The sequence below is a fragment of the Methylovirgula sp. 4M-Z18 genome (genome assembly GCF_037890675.1).
Taxonomy (GTDB): domain Bacteria; phylum Pseudomonadota; class Alphaproteobacteria; order Rhizobiales; family Beijerinckiaceae; genus 4M-Z18.
Window position 1 is genome coordinate 3,991,897 of record NZ_CP149574.1, and the last position, 23,420, is coordinate 4,015,316.

Below are 23,420 nucleotides of genomic sequence, written 5' to 3' on the forward strand. Positions count from 1 at the left end.
ACAGAAGCCTTCAAGCTGCAGCATGCTCATGAATAAGAGCGGCTAGGTGCCTGCGATTGCGCTTGGGCTCGGCAGAGCCGACAGATCGAAGGCACGTTCGGCGCGGCGGCACATCACTATCCGCCTTTGACACGCTCTCGATCCCGGAGAATTGTCGTCTTGCGCCTCAAATTGCGCTTTGATTTGTAGCAATCGCTTTTCACTATGGATGAATAGGCGAGCGAGACCGTGGTGTCGGATTCTCGAATCATAGACCCGTCGATTCATCTATCCAATGTTTCAATACCCTCGTACGATAAAGATCTCCATCGCCGATATCTCTCGGAGTAGATCCGTCATATCTTTCGGGTTGTCGTTGTGTCCCCGATCCACCTTGCCAATCGACGCCAGGATCCGCACTCGAGGCCTGTCCGTGACTCAGAAAATGAGACGATCTTTTAGCTTTCGAAGAGCATTTGACTTACATCAACGCGCCGAAAACCCATAGTTTCAGAATGATCGCAAGCTCATGATACACAGAGAATTCTGTATGACTGACACATTGCATGCCTTGAACGCGTCCTCTGAGGCCTCGACGCTGGTCGTTTCTTTGTCTCCTCCCGTTCGTTACAGTGGCATTCCATTGCTTGCGGCACTCAAGTTCCGGCGTTCGACGCGACATTATGATAGCAGACCGATCCCTCACGGCATTTTATCCGATTTGCTTTGGGCCGCATTTGGAATTAACCGACCTAACGGAGATCGCACTGCACCGTCCTGGCGACATGCGATGATCACGGATCTTTATGTTGCGCGGGCTGACGGCGTCTATCTCTATGATCCGCAAGCCCATGCGTTACGGTTGCATACGGCGGCCGACATTCGTTCAAAGACCGGTTCTCAAGATTTCGTTACCACAGCACCAGTAGAATTGATTTATGTTGCACATGGCGAGCGTATGGTTGATGTTACAGATGAAGAACGGCGCCTCTATGCTTCGGTCGACGCGGCCTTTATCGGCGAAAATATCTATTTATTCTGCGCGTCAGAAGGCCTGGGTACGGTTTTTCGAGGCGCCGTAGACACAAAGGGTCTTGGTCAGGCCCTCCGCTTGCCGGAAGGACAATTCGTCACCTTCGTACAAACGATCGGTTATGCAGCAGTTAACTGAGCCCTGCGACCGAGTATCCTGGTAGATGACGCGAATGTCGACGACTTTCGCGACGCAAGAGCTGTCATGAACCGATCCGTCTTGGAGCCGCGGACATCTACCGTGCCTCCCTTGCCCCGGTGATCCGCGCAAGCTCCGCTTCGAGGTGTCGCGCGTAAGTTTCGGCATCGGCGCGCGCCTTTTCCAGACTGCGGGCATAGTCGATCGCCGTATCGCGGGCGTTGCGCGTTTCCTCCAGTGTCTCTTCCAGGGATCGTGCGTAGCGCTCCGCACGCCGCGCATCTTCGGTCCGCACCTCCAACATCCGCTCGAGCGCATGGGCGTGCCGGGTGACGTCGAGCCCGATGTCGGACATGGCGGCAGCTTGAGCGGCGGATACGGCCCGCACCGCATCGACGGCGCGGTTCAGCCTGGTCCGCTCCGCTTCCTGCCCGATCAGGAAATCTGCTAACGGGTCCAGCCCCGCACAAGGCATCTGCTGGATCGTCGCGGCGATCACGCGAGCATTGTCATAGGGATGCGTGCTGCGCAGCATGCTGTCCGGCCGGACGCGGTACCAGACGAGGGGTTCCGGCAAGCTCACCAGCCGCAATCCCGCGGCCACGGCACGCAGATGCAGTTGCCAGTCCTCATAAGTTACGCCACGCAGTTCGTGGAAATACCCCACCCGGTCGAAGACCGTCCGGCGATAGATTCCCGACGCATCGCCGAAGCAATTTTGGATGGCGCCGACCAGCACCGGGCCGGCGGCGAAGAGCTGGTCGGGGCCTTGGCCTGACGCCGCAGCGTCCGGCTGGCCCGTGGCGTCGTGGAAATGGCGGATGCCGCAGGTGACGATGTCGGCGCGCGTGCTGCGCATGGCTCGGCGCAGCGTCGCCACCATGGTCGGGAAAGCGATGTTGTCGTCATCGAGGAGGATGATGCATTCCGTCTCCGCGGCGCGAATCCCCGCATTGCGGGCCGCGCCCAGATAGCGATTGGGCTGGCGCAGCAGCTTTAGGCTCAGCGCGCAGTATCGCTCCTCAACGTCCGCGAGGCAGTGCTGCGCCTCGGCTCCCTGGCTGCCGTCATCGACCACCAGCACCGAGAAGTCGCGATCCGTCTGTTGCAGGAGCGCTTGAAGATTCTGCTCCAGCAGATGCGGCTGCTCGAAATGGGGGATGACGATGGTGATGCCGTCCCCGCCTTCGCGCGCCGTTGCGGGGTACGCCGCCAGTTCGTCCTCCGGCCGCAGCAGCCGTATCACCGCGTTCCGGATATCATGCCCGACGGCGGTGTCTGCGTTCGGCGCGACATGCCAGCCGGCGTCGCGCATCCACTGGGCGACAGCCGGATCGGGAAGCAAGACGGCGTCGGCGCCCTCGATCGCCGTCTGCTCGATATGCTCGATCGAGAGGGTCACGAGATCAGCGGGAAAGCGCCGCTCACGCTCGCGCTGCCGGCGAGCCCCACCGAAGACGATGACGCCGAGCCGCGTCCCGGCGAAGGCGAGACCCGTCTGCCTGGCAATGACGGCGGCATGGGCGAGGCCCCCATGGTGCGGGAACAGGATCGCATCGAAGAGATGCATGCGCAGGCGGCGAAACAGCGCGACCGTCATCCGCATGAAGGCGGGTTCGATCGGCAGCATGCTGCCATCGCAAGGTTGAAGGACGATGCAGCGCCCAGCGGCGAGAGCCGCCAGCGTCGCGCTCGCCGCGGGCGGAAAGGGTCCGGCGGGAAGGATCGTCAGGGCAGCGCGGGCCGCGGTCGCGGTGTCGAGGATGGCGGCAAGCGCCGAGTCGCGATCCTCGTCCAGCATTGCGGTCGTGACCACCAAGCACAGGCCGCGCTGCTCCGCCGCGACGTCAGGGACGAAAGCGACGGAGGCGTCGACGGGCGTGGCCTCCGGCTCGGGCGCGGGACGGATCGCGGCGCAGACATCTGCGAAGGATCGCGCGATCGCGTCTAGCACCGCGGTGTCGGGCTCGCGCCGTGCGCCCGTATGGCGCAGCGCCTCGAAGGCCGGCCCGATCCAGGATGACCAGACGCCGCCGCGGGTTGTCGGCACTTGGTCCGCCGATTGATGGCGATGCCGCGCATCGAGGAAGCTGTCGATTTCCGGTGCGGCCTCGGCCAGCGGTCTCGGCCAGACGAGGCTGAGTTCTTGCCCCAGGCGCGCGGCGACGCTGCGCCAGTCGCCAAACAGGTCGGAATAAGTGCAGAAGGCGCGGACGGCACCACGCGTATGATGTTCGGCCGCCAGCATAGTACGCAGCCAGAGCAGCCCCGCGCGATCAAGCGTCCAGGACTGCTCAGGCTCCAGGGTCTTCTGGCGGGCCACGAGCGATGCCGCCGCTTCGAGCGGGTTGCGTGATAGGATGACGGGCCGGCAATCGATGCCGAGTTCCGCCAGGACACGACGCCAGAGGGGAAAGACCAGCGCGCTGCGCGGATCCTTGAGAACGAAGAGCGGCGCATCGTCGAAATCGGCGCCGATCAACGCGCGCATCGGCTCCAGGAAGGCCTCGGCGGCAGCCGTCGAGAACCAACTCTCCGGCGGGATGTCTAGTCCGTTGGTCGAAGTGCCGGCCGCCGTGAGCAGCCGATCATGCAGGGCGACGGCTGCTTCCGGTTCCCAATGCCCCAATTCATTGCCGGCCCCGGCCAGCAGCAAGCGCCGTGGCAGGGACGCACCGAGCAAGCTCAGCATCCGCGTCAGGGCAGAGGTGCCACTGCGGTGCATGCCAAGGACGAAGATTGCTGTACGCGTCACCATGCCAGCCTCACTCCACGTCTCAGAGTGGTAAGGGCAAAAGCGCGACGCGGAACCGCTCCAAGGACCAGAGCGCCTTCAGTCCGTCGCACCGCCCGATCCTCTTGCCGTGTGCGTAAGTATGACCGCGATTCCGAACGCCGATCTCTCGCATGCGCCAGCGCAGCGCTCGGGTGATCTGGGTTTCGCAGCCGAAATCTTCGCAGGTGATGCGAGGCTGGTCGCCGACACAGCGCATGAACATCCTGTGGCACGCCTCCAGATCCGTCAACCGCTGGCCGTAGAGCAGGCCGAACAGCTGCGACGGCAGGGCGTCCACACCGCCCATCACAGCCGCCATGGCAACGCCGTGAACAGCATGAGGAGGCCAATGGCCCCGTGCAGCCGCCGATAGAAGGCCTGGAGCCGCCGCAGGCCGTCGAATGTCAGGCCGGCCCGGAAGGCCCGCAGCGCCGCCAGCCCGTGCAGCGCGCCCCCCAACATCGCCGCCGGAGCCAGCGGCCCGGGCACGATCCCGTTCAGCGCGAGCAGGGCGAGAAGGAGATAGGCGAGGGCGAACAGCGCAAGGCTGGCGAAAAAGCTATGCTGCTTGCCAAAGGCGACGGCATTGGTGCGAATGCCGCTGCCGCGGTCCCCGTCATGGTCGCGCGTCTCATGCGTGAGATGGCCCGCGGCGAAGACCAGACCGAAGAAGCCGCCGGTCGCCACGGCGCCCCAGGAGAGCGACACAACAGCGGCGTAGCCGAGAAGGAAATGCAGCACACCGCCGGCGAGATGCAGGATGGAGCTGAGAAGCGGAACCCCTTTACCGCCGCCCAGCTTGGGCACGGAATAGAGCGCGCTCAGCAAAGCGATGAGCGCGCCGATCGTGAAGGCGCCCCAACCGAGCGAGCCGAACAGGCCGAGCGCGGCGACCAGCAGTGCGAGCGCGAGCCAGCCCATCTCGGTCGGGCTCGCGCCCCTGGTTCTGAAGGTTCTCGCAGACCGAGTTGGATCCTTCATGTCCGTCTCGATCCCAGCCCAGTCGTTTAGCACGAAGACATGCCCGACCAGGCAGAGATTGCCGGCGACGAGCAGGACGAGCGGGACCAGTGCGGCCGAAGAGAGGGTTTTTAGCGCGAAGAGAGCTCCGATGATGGGGGCACCCTGCAGCACACAGACCTCGCCGACGCGGATGCAGGTGAACGGGCGCAACAGAGCGGAGAAGAGGGCGCGCGGTCGTGCCGGCGCGACTTCGGCGTCGATCATCTTCCCTCCTCACCGCAGTCCTGTGCCGCCCAGCCGATGCGCTGCCGCTCGTAATAAAGCCGCAGCCACAGCGCATAGCCGATATCCTCGGACCAGTAGAAGCGCCGCACGCTCGCCGTCAGGTCGTTGTGGTAGAGCAACGGCGGCATACGGCTCACCGCCGCAAAATCCTCGGTCGCCAGCCTCTCCAACAGCCGGTTCGTCTCTAGGCAACTCCCCGCTCCGGTTCGGATCCGGGACAATGCCTCGGCGGCTTGGACCCAGATCTCCTGGCCCGGAACGTCCGTCCGCAGCCGCGACGGCGGCGGATGCAGGGGGCAGCCTGCCTGTTGCAGTTCAGCCAGCCGCAGGATCACTATGGGCGGCGCGTCGGCATAATAGACCCAGAGGTCGTCATCCGCCGTCCGTGTTGTGAGCGCTTCGCATAGCGCACGCGCGGCCGGCGGGTTCTCCTGCGCCAATAACAGCAGGATGTGCATCTGGATGCCAATATCGGCGGGGTTCGGATCGCGTCCGGGATCAAGGCAACGATACTGAGCGCGCTCCGCCAGCCAGGTCCGGTAGAGGCCGTCCTCGCGTCGGAAGCGGCCGATAGTCTCCAGCGCCGCCGCCAGCCGGTCGCGCCCGGAGGCGCCGGGCGCGACTCGCCAGACCAGCGCCGTGTCGTCGGAATCCGGCGTGATCGCGCATCCCAGCGTGCCGATGGTCGGCGTGTCCGGCCGGCCATGATAGCGGACCAGCCCGTCCGCCTCGATCTGCTCGGCGAGGAAACGGCGTGTCCGCGCGAGCACGTCTGCCAGCGGCGTACCTGTGGCAGCGGGACCGGCGATGTCGAGCATGACCGCGTTGAGATAAGTGTTCATCTCGTCCTGCGGCGCTTCGAAACGCGGCACGCCTGTGAAGGCGGTCAGCCAGTAACCTTCCGGCCGCTGGTGTTCCGCCAACCGCTGGCGCGCAAGGTCCGCCGACCGCTGGAACTGCTGGTCTTGCCGCCAGGCCGGGCTGTCAGCTGGCAGGTCGAAGGAAAGCTGCCGCAGCAGTCGCGGCTCACCGCCCGGATCGGCGCGGACCAGAACGGCGAGTTCATGCCGCCCAGGTGCGAGCGCGCCCACGGGGAATCGCATCCGCCATCCGGCGGGGCTCGTCTCGCCGAGCGTCTGAACGACATCGGGGCGGGTAAAGAAAGTTCCCGTCCCCGCGACGCTGCGGCCATCCACCAGGATCATGGCATCCGTCGGCGAGCGTGAATCGACCAGCGCCCATCCGGCGGCATCGATCAGCCGTTCGGCGCCGCCGCTCTCTTCGGCCACGACCTCGATCTGGTCGATATTGCCCTGCAGCCTGCGCAGCAGGTCGAACGCCGCCGGGGGATGGCGGAGTTCGGCCACGAAGGGCGCGTTTTCTGGCCGCCACATCGGCCGCATCCGGTCAGGCCCGCGCTCCCCCAGCCCCATGCCGGCATCGGCGGCGCCGACATACCAGAAGGCGCCGACCGCTTGGATGAGGATGGCGACCCCGCAGGCCATGCCGAACAGCATGCAGCCCGGCCGCGACAGGGCTGCGACGATTGGGGGCAGCATCCAGATCAGCATCGGCAAGCCGTCACCGAGCCAGCGTGGGCCCCAGGCCATCCCCTGCCGCCAGTCGACCATCGCATAGAGGACGATCTGCAGGACGATGGCGCCGGCCATGAGCAGGGTCAGATCACGCATCGCTCGCCCGCGCATCGCGAGGGGGAACAAGAATGGGATAAAGAGCAGGAAGGGCGAGAAGACGAAGAGGCCGCGCGTCGGACTGACGAGCAGCCCGGCGATGCCGCCCAGAATGTCGTCGTTGTAGTCGTGCGGCCGGACGAAGAGCGCATAGGCCCCAGCGATGTGGCCGACCACCATCAGGTTATACGCCACCGTCAAAGCGACAGGGACGAGGCCTGCGGCGACGAACAGCAGGCGCCGCGGCCCCGCCCAGCGCAGGCCGTAGAGCCCGAGCGCGGTGGCCAGGATCGCGTCGGGCGGTCGGTTCGCGGCGATCAAGGCGCAGAGGAAGCCCGCCATCACCACGCGCAGCCTGGCAGGCGATTCGATGCGCGGCCCCGTTAGGAGCAGCATGGTTGCGACGACCAGCAATTGCGCCGGCCCATGCGCCCAGAGCGCCTGGCTGCTGATCACCCAGGTCGTGGTGCCGAAGGCATAGACGAGGCTGAGCAGCGTTGCGGTGCCTGAGGGGGCACGCCGCCGCAGCAAAAGATAGAGCAGCGCGACCGATGCCACCGCGATGAGCGAGGCGACGAGCTTCTCCATGACCCGCGCGACCTGATCGACGAGATGCGGGTCCCACCCACGCGCATCCAGATAGGTGACGGCGGGTATGTAGAGCGGCGCGATGACGATCGGCAAGGCGATGGGATAGGTCGAGACATAATGCGGGCCGCGGGCATGCGTGATCCAGAAGGCCGAGGTGTCCTCGCCCAGCGCCGGCGGAATCCGTCCCTGGGCGATGATGTCGAGGATCGGATCCAGCACCACGCTGTGGTTGCGCAGGATGGAGAAGGGCATATAGCGTGCGCCATACGTGTCGCCCGCTGGGATCGCCCGCATGTTCGCGTTGTAGGCGGCGAAGCAGAAAATCCCGATGAGGATCGCGATGACGATGTCGCCGAAGCCGGAAGTCGCGGCATTTTTCCCGTCAGGATCGTCATGACCCGCGAGGGGGCGGTCGATATCCTTCAACGGGCGCGTCAGCATGGCGTTGTTCCGTCTCGCATCGCGGTCAGGAGATGAGCCGCTGCTCGCTGCGCGACCGGCGGTCGCGTCGCCAGCTGCGCCAGCGTGCCGCCAAGGCGACAGGCACCAGACTTATGCGGTATTGCCGTTTGAACTCGGGCGAGCCCGCGGCCACCAATTCCGCCTGGATGAGCGCGTTCGAGACACCCGACTGCCAGAGCAGGGCCGGCAGCCGCGGCAGCCGCATCAGGTAATAGCCGGGAAAGCGGAACACATCGCGTGCAATCCTGCTGAGGCGCACGGGTTTACGAACCGCCGCCTGCGCGACCTGCGGTTCCGACAGTGCTTGCCGCTGGGCCGTCTGCCGCGTCCTGACCCGTGCGGAGCGTTCGATCCGTTGCAGGCGCACCCGCATTGCTTCACCCACTGTCGTCGCCGAATAGAGCCGCTCGATCGTCGCGGCGCCCGCCTGCCCAATCGCTTCGCGCCACGCCTTGTCAGTCCAGACGCGGCGCATAAGTTGCGCGGCCGCATCGAGCCTGGGCTCGGCCCACAGCGTGCCGGCCGGATAGGGGCCATATGCCCGCGCGCCCGGCACGAGGTCATAGGGGACGAGCGCGGCATTCGCGGCCGTGGTGAAGTCGGCATTGCCGCTCCAGCCGGTCGCCACCACCGGCAGGCCATAGGCCATGGCTTCCGCGATCGACAGGCCGAAGCCCTCCGAACGATGCAGGGAGACGAAACTGTCGACGCTGGCGAGCAGACGGAAGCGGTCGGCGCTCTCCAGCGCCGCGTCGAATATGGAGATCCGCCGGCCCGCAGCCGCATTGCGCAGGTCGTCCACCAGGTCGGGCTCGGCATGCCCGTTTAGCAGCTTCAGGACGAGCCGGACCGGCTCCTCTGGCGAGAAGGCTTGGCTGAAAGCTGCAATCAGGCCTTCAGGATTCTTCCGGAAGGGGGTGGAGGCGATATCGAACTGGAACAGGAAAACGAATTCCTCCCGAGTGACCTCGGGCAGCAGCGTGGCCAGCCAGGCGCGGTCACGCCGCGCGCTGGGCGGCCGCACCATCGGCGGCATGACCACCACGGGCACCGTCGCCTTCTCTCGGATCGCCTCGGCGACAAAACGCGTGGCGACCCAAATCTCGTCCACCAGATCGAAGCGGTCGGACCATTGTTCCGGGAAGGTCGGCGTCTCCCAGTACCAGCAGCCGACCCGGTAGGTGTCAAGGAGGTCGGACGGCAGCGCCGGAAGGACGCCCGGCAAGGCATCGGCATTGCAGCCGAGGATGGTGACGCGGGCCTGGCTTTCTGCCGCCGGCGCTTCCGGCAGAACGTAACCGCCGATCGGTGCTGCCGCGGCGGCGGAGATGTCATGGATGCGCACCGCGACACCCGCGGCTTCCAGTGCCACGACGCTTTGCCGCGCGGCCTCGCCGACACCGAGATGCGCGCGCAGATAGCCCACATAATTGACCCTTGCAAGACCGCTCGCTGCCTCGCCGATGAAGCGTTCGACCAGGGTGGAATCGAGGCCCATCTCCGACACACCCGAACCCCGCATCCAGGCCCGAAGCCCTGCGGTGTCGCGGCCATCATCATAGGCCGCCGCGACATCACTGCGCAGCCACAAAACCGTTCTGATATAGCGCGTGACATGATCGTTGGGCGCACGGCCGGCAGCCCATTCCAGGAAGCCGGGCTCATCGAGCGGGTCGCCTAGGTCTAGGTCTTTGGCGATCGCCTGCCGATACAGCGCGCGGCACGCCGGGTCCCAACCGATGCCGTCGTGGAGGCTGACGCGTGGCGCCTCAAGCGCACCAAAATACGGCAGGCCCGCGCTTGTCAGCGCCTCCGCATAATCATCGAACAGCTGCGCTGCGTCGCCCGGGGGGTGACAGCCGAAGCGGTTCTCGTGCCGGGAGATCCCCTTACGCCCAGGCGCGAAGCCGCTGAAATGGAAGAAGACAAGGTCGTAGGATCCGCCCTTCCAGCCTTCCACCTGCCAATGTCCCCCGACATTGCGGGGAATGCGCTCATGCAGGTTCCAGTAGGCGACGTTGAAGCCGAGATGTTGCAATACCTTGCTGTGTGTCAACATCAGCGGTGCGTAGTCCATCCACTTCTGATCCGTGAAGACGCCCTCGCGCACATCCTGAAGGCAACGGTCGTGGAGCTTTGCATCCCACCATTCCAGCAGCGCCCGCGCATCGGGCGTGTTCCTCATCGCGGCGAAACCAAGATTGTAAAGCCCGGCCCGCATGATTGCGAGGTCGTCCGGTCGATGCCCGTCATCTGGGAGCGGGCTGAGAATATGCGGCGTCAGGACCAATTCGTCGTCCGATTGGTCGCCCTGCGAGAAGAGGTCAAGCCGTCGGAACAGACGGATATCAGGATCGAGATAAATGGCCCGCTCTACGCCCCGTCTGAACAGGAAGCGGAAGCAGGCGGGTTTCACGCTCGTCGCGAATTCGAGGATGTCGTAATGAGCCCGCCGGTGATTCCATTCGCGGCGTTCAAAGGCCTGTTCTGCCGGAACGATGCGAAGGTGTTCCGGCATGCCAATCCCTGGCGGCGGCGCATCGAGCAGAAAGACAGTTAGCTTCAGGCCGGGATGATACGCCTGGACCGAGGCACCGAGGACATTCGCATGCGCAAGATAGTTGCTGGCGCAGATCGTGAAGATGGCGAACCTGGCCGGCTCATCGGCAAGCCGCTCTGCCGGGGTCGTAATGCGGCTGGGCATGATGTCTCGGAGTATAACGAAGGGACGACCATTTACCTGCACGTGGCCTCGCGTGACAAGCCTGGATAGCTCACGGAGTTGGGGACATCGCGGCTCGGAATCGGCAAAAGATATTTTGCAAAGAACGACTTGCGCGAAGAGGAAGAGGTCCCGAAAGCCGACACGGTGTGGCTTAAGCTCTTCCAACTTCCGCAAACTCCATCAGGCCGTCCTGCGGACGTGGGACGAAATCATTCGCCTGAAAATGTGGCACCGTGCCAAAAGTGCGCGCAGCGCTCGTTAGATTGACGATCGCCTTGACTCTTTTTCATCGCTTCAACGGCCTCGACACCGACTGGTCGTAGGCTCGACTTCGGATTTGCACCACAAGGCAACCTTTGTACAATCCACAGCATATTTCGGCTGGCGGCGCGTCACGCACCGCGCACAACCTTCATGATCGGAATACCGAACTTGCGGGCCTTATCGCCAAGATCCTCCCCGAACCCCGTTCCGGGGAAGACGAGAACGCCGACGGGCAGGACGTCAAGCATCGCGTCGTTGCGCTTGAAGGGCGCGGCCTTGCCGTGTTTCGTCCAATCGGGCTTGAAGGCGACCTGTAGCACCTTGCGGTTATCCGCCCATTTCGCCGCGATCAGTTCAGCGCCCTTGGGCGAACCACCGTGCAGCAGCACCATATCTAGCGAGGCAAGGGCGTGGGCACGGAACCGACGTAGGCCTCCGCCGCCCCCGGATGGCGAACAATCGCTCCTCCGAGGTTAGGCGCGGGGCACTGTCAAAGTAGAACGAGATGAGGGTGCAGGCGGTCGCGGTGACACGACGGCCATCATCGAGCGAGAAGAAACCCTCCGGCAGGATGCGCTCGTCGATGGCTCGATTGCCGTCTCGAAGTGCGACACGGGCCAACACAGCAGCTTCGGTCGGCTCGAGCTTGTCACCCATGTCTTAGGTACAAACTGTTACCTGTCTCTCAAGCTCGGACACGTAGGATTTGGTTGCGGGGGCAGGATTTGAACCTGCGGCCTTCAGGTTATGAGTCAGAGCGGAAACTTAGCCCTGGTTCATTTCAAGCAGCTTATTGATTTATATTATGATTGGCGCCTTTACGTGGGGTCAGAATTGGCGTCGATCGGGACCCCACGGCCTGTACAAATTTGTGCGAAATATCAATCAGTTGGCAACCGTTCGCGTGAGGGGCAAGTGTCGGTGTTGATTCACAACGATGCCGATTGATAGGCGCGGACACTTCCTGTCGTTTCACGCTTGGCTGACGAATTTCGTTACCAGATACGCCTGGAGCCCCTCGCAACCGCCTTCGCTCCCGTGGCCACTGTCCTTGATGCCACCAAAAGGCGTTTCCGGTGCCGCCAAGCCGAAATGGTTGATGGAGACCATGCCGGCCTCGATCTCATCGGTGAGACGTGCCGCGCGGCTCACAGATGTGGTGAAGACAAAAGACCCCAGACCAAGAGCCAAGCGGTTGGCCTCGCCGATCATGTCGTCTAGCTCGGCATAGCGGTTAATCACCGCCAGCGGCCCAAATGGCTCTTCCGACATGACCCGCGCCGCCAATGGCACTTCGGCGAGCACGGTCGGCGCATAAAAGAAGCCTTCATTGCCGACGCGACGACCGCCTGCAAGCAGCCGGGCACCTTTGTCAACTGCATCACGAACCAATGAATCGATGGCGCCGAGTCGGCGCCCATTTGCCAGCGGACCCATCTGCGTTCCATTTGCCATACCCTTGCCGACGACGATTTCGGAAGCTGTGGCGGCGAACACTTCGGTAAAGCATTCGAATACACTTTCCTGAACCAGGAAACGGGTAGGAGATGCACAAATCTGGCCCGCATTGCGAAATTTCAGCGCACAGGCGAGTTTGGCCACGGCACCGACATCGACGTCGTCGCAGACCACATACGGCGCATGCCCGCCAAGCTCCATTGTATTGCGCTTGAGATGGCGGCCGGCAAGCGCCGCCAGGTGTCGCACGACCGCGACTGAGCCGGTGAACGAAACTTTCCGAATGATCGACGACGCGATCAGGTGCTCGGAAATCCCAGCAGGAACGCCGAAAACCAGATTCAGCGCACCAGCCGGTAGGCCTGCCTCTTCAAAGCAACGCACCAGTTCTATCGCGCAGCTAGGAGTTTCCTCAGGCGCTTTGGCAATGATCGAACATCCGGCAGCCAAAGCGGCGGCGATCTTTCGTACCAGCTGCGCAACCGGGAAATTCCACGGACTGAAGGCCGCAACCGGACCGACAGGCTCGGAGATCGCCATTTATGGAGGAGAGGACGCAGCCGATGCCACTTCCCTGCGTCCAGTTCGACACGGCTGTGCGCACGGCGAGTGGTCGATTGCTTAACCGGCTTCGATGTCGGTAGCTGTGAAATCGACACCCTTGAACAGGAGGGGTTGGCCAAAATGGTGGGCGCAGGCATAGGCAAAGCAATCGCCAAAATTGAGCCGCGCCGGATGACGGCCCTTGCCGTAGCGGTCGAAAGCGTCGAGCGCCAGCCGGCCCGCGTGCGGCGGCACCGCGACCAACTCGATCTCGATCAGCTTCAAATAGGCATCGACGGCATCGGCCGCCTCCGAAATCGGAAGGGCCAAGATCCGCGCGACTGCAATCGCAGCCTCCCAGACGGCTAGGGGCGATGTCAGCCGCTTTGGATCGCGCTGCAGCCGCGCCAGGAGTTCCCGTGCCTGGTCTTCATCGGTCAACAGCGCAGTGAGCGCAGATGCGTCGATGAACATCAGCGTTCCTCGTACAGACTGTCCCGGAACGCCTTGTCCGCCGGGCGGCCCTTTGCCGCATCGCCGCGCGCGCGCAGCTCACGGGTGAATTGTACGCCCCGTTCGACCAGGGAAGGCCGCGCCTGCTCGCGCTCAAGTTCGTGGACAAGTGCGGTATGGATTGTCTCCGTCAGGCTCAGCTTCTTGAGGGCGGCAACCCGTCGCGCCAGAGCATTGGTGTCGGCATTTTTGATGTGGAACGCCATCCGCGGTCTTTCTAGACTTACCAGTGTATCCGTGTATATCAAATGGGATACACCAGGTCAAGGAGCGCCTTTCCGCGACGTGCGCGCTCTGGTTGGCGTACTGATCTTGTTATGATTCCTAAATGCCGAGTTTCATTCGGGGGCAGGCGTTAAACCTTTTAGCAGGGCCTAAGAAGTGCCCATAACAAACAAACTCAGTTACGGCACTGCACTGGCGGTTGACCTTGTCCAGACTCCCCAGCGCCGCAAGATTCATCCCTAGGGTGAACAGCGCTTAGCCTCTGCAGCGGACGAATTTTCAACGGCACACGAGACGCGCAATTCCGGCGGAATTGACCAGATCACTTCCTGGGCCAAGATTTCTACCCGCCAGTCACGGCTTTCCCGCCCCTACTCCGCCACGATCACATGCACCTCCGCTGCCTCCAGCGCCGCCATCAGATCCGCTGGCGGGCGAGCGTCAGTGACGAGGACAGCGACCTGCTCCAGCGAGACGACCTTGGCGAAGGCGTGGTGCCCGAACTTGCTGGAATCGGCGAGGATGATGGCACGGCGGGCAGCGGCGATCATCGAGAACATCATCGTCGCCTCAGCAAGATTGCTAGTCCAGCAGCCCTTAGGCGTGATGCCGCCGACGCCGATCACCGCCGTATCTGCGCTGATGGCCTGGGCACCGACGAAGCCGACCGGGCCGACAGTAATCTGGGCCCCGCCGCGGATCTCGCCGCCGAGGAGATAGAGGCTGCGCAGGGCTTGCGATGGCACGGCGGCGGGCAGGCTCAAATTATTGGTGACGATGGTCAGGCTCGACAGGCCGCCGAGGGCCGCAGCAAAGGCGAGCGTGGTCGAGCCGCCGTTGATCAGCAACGTCTCGTGGCTGGAAATCAGGCCGACGGCAGCCTGGCCTATGCGAGTTTTTGCAGTATGTTGCGCGTTTAGCCGCTGGTCGAAGGGCGTATCGGCGGTCACGAGGCCCTCGGCCGGCACCGCTCCACCGTGTATTCGGTTTATCAGACCCTGCTCCGACAAAACATCGAGATCACGGCGAATGGTATCAAGAGACACATCGAACCGACCGCTCATTTCGGTGACGCTTATCTGACCGACCTGCTTTGCAATACGTAAAATATCCGCCCGGCGCTTCGCAGGAAGCGCCGAATCTACAAAACCCTTCTCCTGATATTCTGAAACCATCGCCAACCTTGCCTTACATTCAGCGGATACCGGGCACGATGCCGCATCATAGCACGAAAGGTCGAGTCCTCAATACCGCAATATAACGCACTATCACGCTGCAGATTGTGCTTGACATTGCGCCTTTATGCTGTTTTCGTGAGCGCCGTGCTGCAAGAAGTTCCATCTCGGCAATGGAACCGCGCACGTCATGGGAGAAAACGCATGTCGGACAGCAAGGATCACGATTCCAAGACCGCATCGCAGCCGCGCGCCGGCCTGGCGCGCCGGCAGTTCCTCAAGGCAGCGGGGCTGGCCACGGGCGGCCTCCTCGCCTCCCCGGCGCTGCTGCGCCAAATCTCCGTCGTCCACGCGGCCGATCGGACGGAGATCTCCTTCGCCAGCGCGAAGTTCTTCGCCAAGTCGACGCTCGCCCAGGTCGTCGATGCGTTCAACGAGAGCCAGGGCAAGATCCTCGTCAAATATGACGAGTTGCCGCCGCCGAGCGCCTCGACCGAGGTCCACCAGGCCCTGGTGCAGCGCCTCGCCAAGAAAGACGGCTCGCCCGACGTCTTCACACAGGACGTGGTCTGGATCGCCGAATTCGCCGGCGCCGGCTGGGCGCTACCGCTCGACGAGTATGTTGCGGCGGACGAGCAGGCCAAGTATTTCTCGGGCGTCATGGATGCCTGCCGCTGGAGCGGCAAGCTCACCGCCCTGCCCTGGTTCGTCGATTCCGGCATGCTCTATTACCGCACCGACCTCCTGGCCGAGGCGGGGGCGACGGTGCCCGAAACCTGGGAGCAGCTGGTGGTCGCGGCGCAGGCGATCGTGAAGGCCGGCAAGGCGAAGATCGGCTTCTCATGGCAGGCCAAGCAGGCGGAGGTCCTGATCTGCGACCTCGTCGAATTCGTCTCCTCGAACGGCGGCAGCATTCTCGGTGCCGATGGAAAGAGTGTGAAGATCGCCGATCCCGCCGCAGTCGACGCGGTGCAGTTCATGTACGACACCATCATCAAGTACAAGATCAGCCCGGCAGACGTGCGCAGCTGGGACGAGGAGCCCTCGCGTGCGCCCTTCACCGGCGGCGACGTGGCCTTCCTTCGCAACTGGTCCTATGTCCATCCGATCTCCCAGGACGCCAAGACCTCCTCGGTGGTGGGCAAAGTCGGCGTCGCGCCGCTGCCCCATTTCGCCGGCGGCAAGAGCGCGGCCTGCCTCGGCGGCTACCAATACGGCGTCAATGCCTCGACCAAGAAGCGCGATGCGGCGATCGAGTTCCTCAAATGGCTGTCCCAGCCCTCGACACAATTGCATTTTGCCACCGAGCTCGGCCTGGCGCCGACCCGGCCGGAAGTGTTCGACTCCCCTGAGCTCGCCAAGGCCCAGCCCTTCATGCAGACGCTCAAGCCCGTCTTCGTCGGCGCGACGCCTCGTCCGGTGACGCCAAAATACGCGCAGGTCACTCTGGCCCTGCAGTCGGCGGTGTCGCAAGCCGTCACCAACGGCAACGTCAAGGAGGCCCTGGGCCAGGCCAAGCTCAAGCTTGAGAAGATCATCGGCTGATGGCTTTGCGCTCGACACTCGAGACGGACGAAACTGCCGCGTTCGGCGAGAGCGGCGAGAAAAGGGGCTGGGCGAGTCGCCTTGCCCCCCTCCTCTTCCTCACGCCGGCGAGCGTCGCCATCCTCGCCGTGTCGGTGTACCCGATCCTGGACGGGGTGTGGCTGTCGCTGCGCAACACGCTGCTCTCTACGCAAGCGGACGAGTTCGTCGGGTTCAGCAATTATGCAACCCTCTGGCAGGACGACTTGTTCTGGTCGGCTTGGCAGCATACGCTGGTCTTCACCGCCGCCTCGACAGTGCTGGAGACGCTGATCGGCCTCGGCATGGCACTGGTCCTCTACGAGCCGTTCCGTGGCCGCGGCATCGTGCGGGCCGCAATGCTGGTGCCCTGGGCGATCCCGACGGTCGTGACGTCGAAGATGTTCGGCTGGCTGTTCGACGGTCAGCACGGGGTGATCAACTGGCTTTTCCTGAAGGCCGGGCTGATCTCCGACTATGTGAACTGGTACGGCTCGCCCGACACCGCCTTCCGGTCGATCGTTATCGCGGATGTGTGGAAGACGGCACCCTTTATGGCCCTGCTGCTGCTCGCAGGTCTACAGACCATTCCGCGCTCGCTGATCGAGGCTGCGCGCATCGATGGCGCCGGGCCCTTCGCGGTTTTCTACTACGTGCGCCTGCCGATGCTTTTGCCGACGCTTTTGATCGCCGGCATGTTCCGGGCCCTTGACGCCTTCCGCATCTTCGACCTCGTCTATGTGCTCACCGGCGGCGGCCCAGCCGATTCCACCGAGGTGCTCTCGACCCTCACCTACAAGACGCTCTTTTCGGGTCTCGATTTCGGCTATGGCAGCACGCTCTCGGGCGCGATGTTCTTGACGGAAGCGCTGCTGGCTGCCGGCTTCGGCCTCTTCATCGTCCGCCGCATGCGGCGGGCACAGGATTGAGGGGCAGCTATGTTCAACTCCACCAGCACCGCCTCCCTCGTCTCGCGCCTCGTGCTGCAGGCAGCTGCGGCCATGATCGTGGTCTGGTCGCTCGCTCCGTTCCTGTGGCAAGTCTCGACCGCCTTCCAGGAAGACCGCCTGCTCACCGCGGCGACGCCGAGCTTCCTGCCTTGGCCGGGCACACTCGAGCATTTCCGCAATATCTTCGTCGAGAAGCAGTTCCACCTCTATGTAGTGAACTCGCTGATAGTGGCCGGCGCCACTGCGCTCCTCTGCCTCACCATCGGTGCGTTTGCCGCCTTCGCGTTGTCGCGCCTTCGCATCGCCTCGCGCTTCGGCATCCTCGGCCTGTTCCTGTCGGTGTCGATGTTCCCACAGATCGCCATCGTCGGCCCGCTCTATCTGGTCGCCTCGAATTTCGGGCTGATGAACACCTATACGGCGCTGATCATCATCTATCTCGCCATGGGCCTGCCCTTGGTGATCTGGGTGCTCTTCGGCTATTTCGAGACCATCCCACGCGAGATCGACGAGGCGGCGATCATCGACGGCGCCGAGCCGCTGCGCCTGCTCGTCTCCGTGATCGTGCCAATGTCGCTGCCGGGTTTCGTCACGACGGGGCTCCTCGCCTTTATCATGGCCTGGAACGAGTTCATGTTCGCCCTTGCCTTCACCTCGGGTGTGGAGCGCCAAACCATTCCAGTCGGCATCGCCAATTTCACCAACCTCTATTACGTGCCCTGGGGCGACATTGCCGCCGCCTCCGTCGTCGTGACGCTGCCGCTGGTCACCATGGTGCTGATCTTCCAGCGCTATATCGTCGAGGGCCTCACCCAGGGAGCGGTCAAGGAATGAGCGATCTCGCCTATGACCGCACCTGGCGGCGCGCCTATCGGGCCCTCGCTGAGGTGCTCGTCGAACGAGCGCCGTCGGCGCGCCCGCTCCTCACCGGCTTTGCGGTCTGTGTCGACAAGCGTATCGACCTGCATGTCGTGGCGCCGCCGCTGGCCGAGATACGCGAGACCGGCGCGCGGCACTTCTTCGCCGAGCTGATGGCACGGGCCGGAGCCGGGCGCGGCGGCGAGATCCTGGTGGACTGGCCAGGCGGCCCCGCCTTCCTCGATACCTTCGCCGGGCCGCGGGATGCGGCTATCGGCGGCACCTCGGCGCAGGCCGCCTGGACGCTCTCCCGTCTCGGGGCGCCGGTCGTGCTGGCACTCAGCGACCGCAGCGCCGAGATCCTCGCCCTACTCGATCCTAGTATCCGCCTAGCTGGGCCCGACGGCGAGGCGATTCCGGTCGGCGAGGTCGCGGCCCAGGGAGTGGGCAGGCCCGCCCACTACATTTTGGAATATGCAGCGGGCCGGCCGCTGCCGGGCGTGACGCCGCCGCGCTCGACCCGCGTCATCGTGCGCTTCGCCGACGAGGACATCGAGCGCGACTCGGCCTTCCGCGCCTTCAGTCGGCGCCACAGCGCCGGCGCCCGGACCGCGCTGCTGTCGAGCCCGAACACCGTACCGCCGGGGCAGTTCGAAGGCGCGCTCGACGAGCTCGCCGAAGCGGTGGGCGAATGGCGTGCCGCCGGCGTCGGCCTCGTCCATCTCGAGCTCGGCGAGTACCCCTGGCCTGGAACGCGCGACGCGACGCTCGCCCGGCTCGGCGGGATCGTCACCTCCATCGGCCTCAACCTCAATGAGCTACGTTCCCTGGCGGCTGCGCCCGGAACGACCGAGGCGCAGGCCCTTGCCCTCGCCGAGCAGGTCGGCGTCACCCGCCTCGTTGTCCATGCCGACGACTGGGCCCTGGCGGTGACGCAGGGCGACGCGCAGATCGAGCTGGAAGCCATCGCAACGGGCTGCCTTCTCGCCTCCGCCCGCGCCGCGGCCGGCGCGCCCGTCGCCGAACCGCACATTCCGGAGGAGGCAGTCTTTTCGCCGCCGCCGGCCCCGCCCCTCACTCGCTGCGGCGGCTGGTCGGTCGTGTGCTGCCCGGCGCCGCACCTGACCCATCCTGCCTCGACCGTGGGCCTCGGCGACACCTTCGCCGCCGGCTTCCTGCTCGCCCATTCGCTCGCCTCACCCCTCGGCGTGTTTGCCGGCATGGCGAAGGCCGGCACGAGCCTGGCGGATGCCGGCTGCGCCCTTATTCCTTCAAAGTGAACGGAGACGATCATGGCCACCGTCAACCTTCGCTCCGTCGCCAAGAATTTCGGCGCCGTCGAGGTCATCCACGGCATTGACATCGATATCGCCGACGGTGAGTTCGTGGTGTTGGTCGGCCCATCCGGCTGCGGCAAGTCCACGCTATTGCGCATGATTGCGGGCCTTGAGTCGATTAGCGGCGGCGAGCTACGCATCGGCGCGCGGCTGGTCAACGATATACCGCCCAAGAGCCGCGACATCGCCATGGTGTTCCAGAACTACGCGCTCTACCCGCATATGACGGTTCGCGAGAACATGGGCTTTTCGCTAAAACTGTCGCGCGTGCCCAAGGAGAAGGCGCGCACGATGATCGCCCGCGCCGCCGACATCCTCGACCTTTCCGAGTTGCTTGACCGCTATCCGCGCCAGCTCTCCGGCGGGCAGCGCCAGCGCGTCGCCATGGGCCGAGCGATCGTGCGCGACCCTGCCGTGTTCCTCTTCGACGAGCCGCTCTCCAACCTCGACGCGGCGCTGCGCGTGCAGATGCGCGTCGAGCTCGCCCAGCTGCACCAGCGCCTCGGCACGACGATGATCTACGTCACCCACGACCAGACAGAGGCGATGACGCTGGCCGACAAGATCGCCGTGGTCAATCGCGGCCGCATCGAGCAGGTCGCCTCGCCGCTCGACCTCTATCACCGGCCGCGCAACCTCTTCGTCGCCCGCTTCATCGGCTCGCCCCAGATGAATTTTCTGAAGGCGCAGGTCAGTGCCGTCACCGGGAATGGCGCCGGACCGCAGGTGAAGCTCGTTCTCGCCGACGGTGCGACGATCGCAATGGCAACCCTGCCCGGGCGTCTCTCGCCCGGAGAAGAGGTGCTGCTCGGCATACGCCCGGAGGCGCTTCTTCCCTCGCAGGATGGGCCGATCACCGGAACGGTGCGCCTCGTCGAGCATCTTGGTGGGCTGACGCTCCTACATGTCGGCCGGCAGGATGGCGATCCAATGATCGTGCAGGCCGCCGGAAATGACGGCACACGCGTCGGAAACACGGTGCGCCTGACGCCCCTCGCCGAGGGCATGCATATCTTCGACACCAAGGGCATGCGCGTGGGCGCAGACGCCTGATCCTCTCCTCCCACCCCCGGAACACGCCAAGGAGCATTCCATGTATCGTTTGGACACCAAGCTCGCCAAGATCAGGGCCGGCAACTACAAGAAGGGCGATTTCATCATCGCTGACGCCAAGGACGGCGATATGTCCAACCCAATCCCAGCGACTGGGCCGCTGCGCGATGCCAAGGGCAATGTGCTGCGCTTTCGCACCCGCGCCGAGTTCCTGGAACAGATCGCCGCGATCGTGCGCCAGGACCTTCTCGACATCATGCTAGTCTCTGCCTCGAACCTCGAACTCCTCAAGGAGGCCGGTGCCTTCAACGGTAGTGCAGTGAAGCCTTCCTTCCGCGCCAATGACACCAGCGACATCTGGGGCGCCCGTCCCAACGGCTATGGCAAGCTCGGAGCCTCGCGCCCCTTCCGCACCGCCAATCTGAAGCGCGTCGCCGAGGCTGGCCTCTCCGATCTCGGCCTCTATTCGATGACCTTCGTCAACGACCTGGAGGCGGACCTGCACTCGCTCGAGCATTTCGCGGCCTTCCGCGAGGATGCGGGCGCGAACGGCATCACCTATTTCCTGGAGGTCTTCAACCCCAACATCGATTGCGGCCTGCCGCCGGAAGCGATCCCGCAATATGTCAACGACTGCCTGGCGCGTTCGCTCTCGGGCGTGTTGAAGCGCGACCGACCGCAATTCCTGAAATATCCCTATAACGGCGCCGCGGCTCTGGAAGAGCTCGTTTCCTTCGACCCGCAGCTCGTCGTCGGCGTGCTCGGCGGGGGCGCAGGCACGACGCGCGACACCTTCGAGCTCCTCTACCAGGCCGAGAAGTACGGCGCCCGCGTCGCCCTATTCGGCCGTAAGATCAACCTCGCCGAAAGCCAGCTCGACATCGTGCGCTTCATGCGCGCCGTGGCCGATGGCGAGATGAAACCCCTCGATGCCGTCCGTGGCTATCACGGTGTACTCAAGGATAAGTCCATTCCCCCGGTGCGCAACCTCGAGGACGACAGCGCTGTGACCGAGGCGGTTCTGAAGAAGGCAGCCTCCGCCTGAAGACGCACCCCGCCTTCTCTGACCAAGGCGAACGCCTCTTCAGGAATAGCAGCGGCGGGGTTCTCCTCCCGGTCCCGCCGCTGCACTACTGCAGGCCACGTCGAGCGGCAGCGTCGACAAGCCTTTGAAATGGATAGTACGCCGGTCGTCGCGGGTTGCGAAACGGCGGAAGTGCTTGAGCCCGTTGAAGCAGCGCTCGATGCGATTTCGCTGTCTGTAAGTTTCCGCATCATCCGGGACAATGACCTTGCGCGTGCGCTTTGAGGGGATGGCGGCTTTTGCCCTATATTGGCGATCACTGCACGAAAAGCTTTGCTGTCATAGGCTTTGCCGAGCTGTTGATAAACTCGGTGGATACGCGAGCTGTGGAGCGTGACAGATGCTCGTGCGGCAATCGGCGGGCATTCGCGTGCCTGGGGCTATATTGGAGTGGCGGAAAAATGGCGGACCAAGAGGGATTCGAACTCAGCGGTTGCGTGAGCCCAAATATCGTGCTCGCCTTCGCCGAGGAGGCCGACCAGCTAAGCAGCAGAATCGTTGGGCAATGAGCCCACAGGCGTAGCCGGTGCAAGAATGCAAAACCCGGCTGATTTTCGGCGGAGTTTTGGTCAGATCGCGATGCTGAGCGACATACGTTGGAAGTGGTTGCGGGGCAGGATTTCAGCTTAACTTGCGACGGTCGTGAATGCCCGACACCGTGCCGGAATTGCTTGGCGCAGAGGAGCTTATCGGACTTTTTCGCGTCGCAGCGTAGGGACTCCTCGTCCACTCGACAATTCGCCTGTCAACAAAAAGCGTTTCTATATAAATTCTCTCTCAATTGTCCAACGAACTCGGCAGATGCCAGCGCCGGACAACAACACCACGATTGTCGCTAAACATTTGAAGCTCCTCATCTTCGATGGACGATCAAATCGCCATCGCCCGCACCCCCTTCTCCGCAGTCGCCACCAGCAGCTTGCTCGTTCGTACCTGCCGCAGAGAAGGCGCGCTGGCGGTGCCCTCGGTATGACTTAGCCTGTACCTGACAAAGAGGTACTTTGGCTTGCGGCGCCCCCAAGCCGCGTTCTTGTCACCCTAGGGCGGAGATGCTAGCATGTAGCATATTATCGATAACCTTGGGCAGTTTATGGATAGCCGATTGCATCAAACAAACTTGCGGGACCAGGCACTGCAAGTACTCAAGTTCAGGCTCGTATCCGGCGATCTTGCTCCCGGTCAGATTTATTCGGCCGCCGCATTGGCCGCTGAGCTCGGCGTATCGAACAGCCCTGTTCGCGAAGCTATGCTTACCCTCGTCAATCAAGGACTTCTGGAGACTGTCCGCAATCGGGGATTTCGCGTCATTCCGCTTAGCGACAAGGAACGACGCAACATTTACGATTTGAGAATTTTGCTCGAAATACCGTCGATGGTGAAACTCAGTAAAATGAGCGGGACAATTGCTCAACGAAAAGACGAATTCTCGAAGATTGCGTCAGACATGGTGAAATGCGCCAAGAAGGGCGATATCGTCGGCTACCTCGACATGGACCGCAACTTCCATCTTGGCCTTCTTGAGATACTACAGAATGAACAGTTGGTATCGATCGTCGAGAAACTTCGGGATCAAACACGACAATATGGATTGAAAGCATTGTCCGATCGAGGTGACCTCGTGAGATCGGCGGAAGAGCACCAGCCTATTTTGGATGCAATTATCTCGGGCGATGGCAAGCTGACGTCGAAATTGATGACGGAGCACCTGAGTCACCTCGTCAGGGACTGGGCATAGATTATAGTCGGGTCTAGTT

18 protein-coding genes and 3 pseudogenes are annotated in these 23,420 nt (G+C 63.5%); 9 read left to right on the forward strand and 12 right to left on the reverse strand.

Annotated features, from left to right (window positions below):
- Positions 1 to 529 precede the first annotated feature (529 nt).
- Complete coding sequence (locus V9T28_RS18385; RefSeq protein ID WP_116402309.1) at positions 530 to 1,150, forward strand: nitroreductase family protein; 621 nt, start codon at positions 530 to 532, stop codon at positions 1,148 to 1,150.
- Between the two features lie 97 nt (positions 1,151 to 1,247).
- Here V9T28_RS18385 and V9T28_RS18390 read toward each other — a convergent pair whose 3' ends face one another.
- From V9T28_RS18390 to V9T28_RS23405, 12 genes and pseudogenes are all read right to left on the reverse strand, one after another.
- Complete coding sequence (locus V9T28_RS18390) at positions 1,248 to 3,908, reverse strand: glycosyltransferase (protein ID WP_116402189.1); 2,661 nt, start codon at positions 3,906 to 3,908, stop codon at positions 1,248 to 1,250.
- 19 nt (positions 3,909 to 3,927) lie between these two features.
- Positions 3,928 to 4,233, reverse strand: coding sequence for a hypothetical protein (locus tag V9T28_RS18395; protein WP_116402190.1), 306 nt, complete (start codon positions 4,231 to 4,233; stop codon positions 3,928 to 3,930).
- Complete coding sequence (locus V9T28_RS18400) at positions 4,233 to 5,153, reverse strand: UbiA family prenyltransferase (RefSeq protein WP_116402191.1); 921 nt, start codon at positions 5,151 to 5,153, stop codon at positions 4,233 to 4,235. Before V9T28_RS18400 ends, V9T28_RS18395 begins: the two co-directional genes overlap by 1 nt.
- A complete protein-coding gene (locus V9T28_RS18405) occupies positions 5,150 to 7,897 on the reverse strand; it encodes a hypothetical protein (RefSeq protein WP_116402192.1) in 2,748 nt (915 codons plus the stop codon). Before V9T28_RS18405 ends, V9T28_RS18400 begins: the two co-directional genes overlap by 4 nt.
- Before the next feature lie 25 nt (positions 7,898 to 7,922).
- A complete protein-coding gene (locus V9T28_RS18410; RefSeq protein ID WP_158554880.1) occupies positions 7,923 to 10,436 on the reverse strand; it encodes a glycosyltransferase in 2,514 nt (837 codons plus the stop codon).
- 599 nt (positions 10,437 to 11,035) lie between these two features.
- Positions 11,036 to 11,302 (reverse strand): annotated as a pseudogene (locus V9T28_RS18415) (DUF2493 domain-containing protein); the annotation flags it as partial.
- A 49-nt stretch (positions 11,303 to 11,351) separates the two neighbouring features.
- Positions 11,352 to 11,564 (reverse strand): annotated as a pseudogene (locus V9T28_RS18420) (DUF433 domain-containing protein); the annotation flags it as partial.
- A 315-nt stretch (positions 11,565 to 11,879) separates the two neighbouring features.
- The gene (locus V9T28_RS18425) at positions 11,880 to 12,905 is read right to left on the reverse strand and encodes an aldehyde dehydrogenase family protein (protein WP_116402194.1); all 1,026 of its coding nucleotides are present in this window, start codon (positions 12,903 to 12,905) and stop codon (positions 11,880 to 11,882) included.
- An 81-nt stretch (positions 12,906 to 12,986) separates the two neighbouring features.
- Entirely contained in the window at positions 12,987 to 13,382 is a 396-nt protein-coding gene (locus V9T28_RS18430; protein WP_116402195.1) for a type II toxin-antitoxin system VapC family toxin, read from the reverse strand.
- A complete protein-coding gene (locus V9T28_RS18435) occupies positions 13,382 to 13,627 on the reverse strand; it encodes a type II toxin-antitoxin system VapB family antitoxin (RefSeq protein WP_116402196.1) in 246 nt (81 codons plus the stop codon). The genes V9T28_RS18430 and V9T28_RS18435 overlap by 1 nt, the downstream gene beginning before the upstream one ends.
- 390 nt (positions 13,628 to 14,017) lie before the next feature.
- Positions 14,018 to 14,596 carry a DeoR/GlpR family DNA-binding transcription regulator gene (locus V9T28_RS18440; protein WP_245424202.1) on the reverse strand — a complete coding sequence of 193 codons (579 nt, stop codon included), beginning with the start codon at positions 14,594 to 14,596 and terminating at the stop codon, positions 14,018 to 14,020.
- A 75-nt stretch (positions 14,597 to 14,671) separates the two neighbouring features.
- Positions 14,672 to 14,821 (reverse strand): annotated as a pseudogene (locus V9T28_RS23405) (DeoR family transcriptional regulator); the annotation flags it as partial.
- Positions 14,822 to 15,025: 204 nt separating this feature from the next.
- Here V9T28_RS23405 and V9T28_RS18445 point away from each other — a divergent pair.
- From V9T28_RS18445 to V9T28_RS18480, 8 genes are all read left to right on the forward strand, one after another.
- Complete coding sequence (locus tag V9T28_RS18445) at positions 15,026 to 16,366, forward strand: ABC transporter substrate-binding protein (protein WP_116402198.1); 1,341 nt, start codon at positions 15,026 to 15,028, stop codon at positions 16,364 to 16,366.
- Entirely contained in the window at positions 16,366 to 17,313 is a 948-nt protein-coding gene (locus V9T28_RS18450) for a carbohydrate ABC transporter permease (RefSeq protein WP_116402199.1), read from the forward strand. Before V9T28_RS18445 ends, V9T28_RS18450 begins: the two co-directional genes overlap by 1 nt.
- 9 nt (positions 17,314 to 17,322) lie before the next feature.
- Complete coding sequence (locus tag V9T28_RS18455; RefSeq protein ID WP_116402201.1) at positions 17,323 to 18,168, forward strand: carbohydrate ABC transporter permease; 846 nt, start codon at positions 17,323 to 17,325, stop codon at positions 18,166 to 18,168.
- Positions 18,165 to 19,472 (forward strand): ADP-dependent glucokinase/phosphofructokinase, encoded by a 1,308-nt coding sequence (locus V9T28_RS18460; RefSeq protein WP_116402202.1) that lies wholly within the window; start codon positions 18,165 to 18,167, stop codon positions 19,470 to 19,472. Before V9T28_RS18455 ends, V9T28_RS18460 begins: the two co-directional genes overlap by 4 nt.
- A 12-nt stretch (positions 19,473 to 19,484) precedes the next feature.
- Complete coding sequence (locus V9T28_RS18465) at positions 19,485 to 20,582, forward strand: ABC transporter ATP-binding protein (protein ID WP_116402204.1); 1,098 nt, start codon at positions 19,485 to 19,487, stop codon at positions 20,580 to 20,582.
- Between the two features lie 40 nt (positions 20,583 to 20,622).
- The gene (locus tag V9T28_RS18470) at positions 20,623 to 21,627 is read left to right on the forward strand and encodes a hypothetical protein (RefSeq protein ID WP_116402206.1); all 1,005 of its coding nucleotides are present in this window, start codon (positions 20,623 to 20,625) and stop codon (positions 21,625 to 21,627) included.
- Positions 21,628 to 21,756: 129 nt separating this feature from the next.
- Complete coding sequence (locus tag V9T28_RS23410) at positions 21,757 to 21,891, forward strand: hypothetical protein (RefSeq protein WP_445242135.1); 135 nt, start codon at positions 21,757 to 21,759, stop codon at positions 21,889 to 21,891.
- Between the two features lie 877 nt (positions 21,892 to 22,768).
- Positions 22,769 to 23,401: a GntR family transcriptional regulator gene (locus V9T28_RS18480; protein ID WP_199500231.1), complete on the forward strand. Its 633-nt coding sequence runs from the start codon at positions 22,769 to 22,771 to the stop codon at positions 23,399 to 23,401.
- Positions 23,402 to 23,420: the final 19 nt, after the last annotated feature.

Excerpts from the sequence above, each read along its gene's own strand:
- V9T28_RS18460 (WP_116402202.1), top strand. The coding sequence starts at position 18,165 with ATGAGCGATCTCGCCTATGACCGCACCTGGCGGCGCGCCTATCGGGCC.
- V9T28_RS18450 (WP_116402199.1), top strand. The coding sequence starts at position 16,366 with ATGGCTTTGCGCTCGACACTCGAGACGGACGAAACTGCCGCGTTCGGC.
- V9T28_RS23410 (WP_445242135.1), top strand. The coding sequence starts at position 21,757 with ATGGATAGTACGCCGGTCGTCGCGGGTTGCGAAACGGCGGAAGTGCTT.
- V9T28_RS18445 (WP_116402198.1), top strand. The coding sequence starts at position 15,026 with ATGTCGGACAGCAAGGATCACGATTCCAAGACCGCATCGCAGCCGCGC.
- V9T28_RS18425 (WP_116402194.1), bottom strand. The coding sequence starts at position 12,905 with ATGGCGATCTCCGAGCCTGTCGGTCCGGTTGCGGCCTTCAGTCCGTGG.
- V9T28_RS18405 (WP_116402192.1), bottom strand. The coding sequence starts at position 7,897 with ATGCTGACGCGCCCGTTGAAGGATATCGACCGCCCCCTCGCGGGTCAT.
- V9T28_RS18465 (WP_116402204.1), top strand. The coding sequence starts at position 19,485 with ATGGCCACCGTCAACCTTCGCTCCGTCGCCAAGAATTTCGGCGCCGTC.
- V9T28_RS18455 (WP_116402201.1), top strand. The coding sequence starts at position 17,323 with ATGTTCAACTCCACCAGCACCGCCTCCCTCGTCTCGCGCCTCGTGCTG.
- V9T28_RS18390 (WP_116402189.1), bottom strand. The coding sequence starts at position 3,908 with ATGGTGACGCGTACAGCAATCTTCGTCCTTGGCATGCACCGCAGTGGC.
- V9T28_RS18410 (WP_158554880.1), bottom strand. The coding sequence starts at position 10,436 with ATGCCGGAACACCTTCGCATCGTTCCGGCAGAACAGGCCTTTGAACGC.
- V9T28_RS18395 (WP_116402190.1), bottom strand. The coding sequence starts at position 4,233 with ATGGGCGGTGTGGACGCCCTGCCGTCGCAGCTGTTCGGCCTGCTCTAC.
- V9T28_RS18385 (WP_116402309.1), top strand. The coding sequence starts at position 530 with ATGACTGACACATTGCATGCCTTGAACGCGTCCTCTGAGGCCTCGACG.
- V9T28_RS18400 (WP_116402191.1), bottom strand. The coding sequence starts at position 5,153 with ATGATCGACGCCGAAGTCGCGCCGGCACGACCGCGCGCCCTCTTCTCC.
- V9T28_RS18470 (WP_116402206.1), top strand. The coding sequence starts at position 20,623 with ATGTATCGTTTGGACACCAAGCTCGCCAAGATCAGGGCCGGCAACTAC.
- V9T28_RS18435 (WP_116402196.1), bottom strand. The coding sequence starts at position 13,627 with ATGGCGTTCCACATCAAAAATGCCGACACCAATGCTCTGGCGCGACGG.
- V9T28_RS18430 (WP_116402195.1), bottom strand. The coding sequence starts at position 13,382 with ATGTTCATCGACGCATCTGCGCTCACTGCGCTGTTGACCGATGAAGAC.